Origin of the sequence: Bacteroides sp. L10-4, from assembly GCF_013373675.1 — a bacterium.
GTDB classification, from domain to species: domain Bacteria; phylum Bacteroidota; class Bacteroidia; order Bacteroidales; family Bacteroidaceae; genus Bacteroides; species Bacteroides muris.
Window position 1 is genome coordinate 1 of record NZ_JABXJH010000120.1, and the last position, 2,937, is coordinate 2,937.

Sequence of the window (2,937 nt, forward strand, 5' to 3'; positions counted from 1 at the left end):
TGACAAAACGCACTTGAAAGACCTCTTCGACAAAACTAAATTTCAATATGACAAAGACCGTTTCGGACCAAATGGGCCAAATTTATTTAATGTTTAACTAGTCCCTATTTTTTATGGGACACTAATGTATCTATATATAAAGTATGTATGTTTGGCAGCATTATTGAGTAATTAATTAGCTAAATAATGCTCACTTTTGAGAAATTACGCTACTTTTGCAGCATAATTGTGCTGTTTTGTGCTAATACTGCATAATACATCAAACTATTCGTGTTCTTAATTTGTAATAATTAGTCAAGAACAGCGTTATTATGATGAAATAAATAAGAACTATGAGCAAGATATATGCATTTGATTATATGTTATCCTTATTTGAGAATTGGTATAATGAAGAGAATAAAGAGCAGAATAAAGGATTCGAGAACTGTTCTAAATTGTCTATGCTCAAACTTCTGTTTTTGACCGCAGTTCCTAAGGAAGAAGGTGCTAGGGATTTATTAGATATCTTTGATAATTTTCATGCATTGCCATATGGCCCTGTGGAAAGTGATATATATAATGCTATTCAAGATAAAAAACTGCCATCTTATATTATAACTGAAAGATCTATTACTAAAAAAGAAAATGTGACATTACTTTACAATGTGGATGATTATAGTCTTGTAAAGGATGCTATTGATGCTTTGAAAATGAAAAATAGACATCTTATCTTATTGAACGCTTTTGATTTGGTGAAAATTACACATAAGTGGGAAAGCTGGAAGCAGTCTATAAATTTTGCTAAGTTAATGGATATGTCAAGTTATAAAATGACTGTAGATTCAATTCGGAACGATAGAAATAAATACTTTGAGTAAAATCACGCATAATGCATAGCATATTAGAACAATGTTATAATCAATTTTTATCAGATTTTTCTGAATCTTGGTTGCCAGATGGCGAAGATGAAAATGTATTGTTTGATAAAAAATCTCAAATAGACAGTTTTTTTGAGGTGTGCTTTATTCAATTGAGCAAATCTATTATTAGTGGTGAATACATTGGTACTCCTAATTTTATTGATGTATTAAATCGCTTTTTGGAAAAAACAGCAGCGGTGGAATATGCTCCTTCGGAATCAAGAAACAAAAAAGTAGACAAGTTGCTGTCAAGTTATAGAGATTTGAATTACTCAATCTATAATTCCTTAAAACGTTACAATTCTTTTATAATAGCCACGAAAAAGAAATTTAATACAGAAGAGGATAAATATAAATACGGATTCTACAGGTTAAAGAAAGAAGAAGCGACAGATAATAATCTTATATTATTTTCGGAAATTGTTATACCTCTATGTATCTATGATTATCAATTTCCTGCAAATGAAGATGAATTTCAGGATATACTTATAATTAGAAATAGATTAATGGAGTATATGAGTGAAGGTAGCGCTGAAAGAAAAGCGATTTTATCAATACTGCTCCAAAAATGTCATTTTATCATACGTAAGATAAAGAAAACTCCTTTCTATTATAATATTGAGTCTGCTGTTGAGTTGATATTCCCAATGGAAATGAATATTGGGTCTTATGATGAATTTGTAAAAGAAGAATGCAATTCAGCATCTAAAGCAGAAGAATTGTTGGCTGATATTAATGGAATAAATCCTAATCTGAAATCATTTGTATTATTGATGAAATATTACAAACAGAATTTTACAGACAAATCCGATATTGACAAGATGTGGTTTGTGTTAAATCAGTTTTCTAATATTTATCAAATAAGACGAGATACACAAGCATTTATAAGTCCGGCTAATTCAGTAGAAGAATATAATAAATTTTCTTTAAATTCTATTTTTAATTTCTTGCACAATTGTTGTTTTTCTTTCTATATACAAAAATGTGAACCTAATTTGAGGCAAATAAAAGAGAAACTGCTGCATATAGAGCATATACAGGCAAAGACTGGAGTGAAAAATTTCCATCCATACGAGAAGGCTATTGAAGCAATTATTAGATGTATTGAACTACATATTGGAAAAGATGATTTTGATAATAGACTTATAGAAGATAAATTGGAGGAACTTAACCGGGTTATTCTTTTATACAAAGAGGCTTATGATTGGAGTAGTTCTCATCAGTTTTTTCCTTTTCAATTACCATTCGAAGAGTCAATGTGTAGTGTAGGCGATGGGTCTATTAGGCTGTTTATGCCTTCGGCTTATGCTCGATATATTAACTATAATACATTGAAAGAACGATTAGAACAATTTAATAGGACTAAGGAGTATTTGAGGTTTCGTTGTGATTTATCAATGGAAAGGAAAGAGATAACACAGATAAAAGAAGATATTAAAGCTTCAGATAAAAAGGCTTATGATTCGATAGCAATATTTATAGCTGCTATTACTTTCCTTTTTGGAATTGTGAATATTTTCATAAATAATACTACTCTTAATCTGTATCAGTTAATAACTAATACTATTGGGCTAGGCATATTACTATTGCTATTTGCTTTTTCGTATTTATTTGTATCCCCATTGTTAGTTCAGAGGATAAGTTGGACACACTACCGTAAAACTGGTCGGTTTATAGTTGGTATAATAGTGATAGTATCATATTTTATATTGATTTGTTCTTTGTGCGGTTATAGCCAGTCTGCAATAGATAAGACAGGTAGAACTGGAACTATAATAGACACATTGCACAATGAATCGAAATCAGAATTACAACAAATAAAGCCAGTTCAATAACCTATCGCACTGGCTTCCGTCGGGGCTTTTTATACAAGAAATGATTAGTTAAAAGTATTCCAGTGCCTACTTTCTTGTAACCATTCTATTTTCCGCCTTGACACGCATCGCAACCCAGCATATCTTTGCGCCATAACCAATTACTAACAAAGATTATGGCAAAAGAAAAAGTAAACTACCAGGAGGTGTACGACCTCTATCAG

At 30.8% G+C, this 2,937-nt stretch carries 2 protein-coding genes; both read left to right on the forward strand.

From position 1 onward, the window contains the following. Positions 1-332: 332 nt before the first annotated feature. On the forward strand, positions 333-857 hold the full coding sequence (locus HU824_RS19245; RefSeq protein ID WP_117714064.1) for a type II toxin-antitoxin system antitoxin SocA domain-containing protein: 525 nt from the start codon (positions 333-335) through the stop codon (positions 855-857). An 11-nt stretch (positions 858-868) separates the two neighbouring features. After that, positions 869-2,734, forward strand: a complete 1,866-nt coding sequence (locus tag HU824_RS19250) for a hypothetical protein (protein ID WP_136011533.1) — start codon at positions 869-871, stop codon at positions 2,732-2,734. Positions 2,735-2,937 lie beyond the last annotated feature (203 nt).

Bases quoted from the DNA above. Each gene is read 5' to 3' on its own strand.
- HU824_RS19245 (WP_117714064.1), top strand. From the start codon at position 333: ATGAGCAAGATATATGCATTTGATTATATGTTATCCTTATTTGAGAAT.
- HU824_RS19250 (WP_136011533.1), top strand. From the start codon at position 869: ATGCATAGCATATTAGAACAATGTTATAATCAATTTTTATCAGATTTT.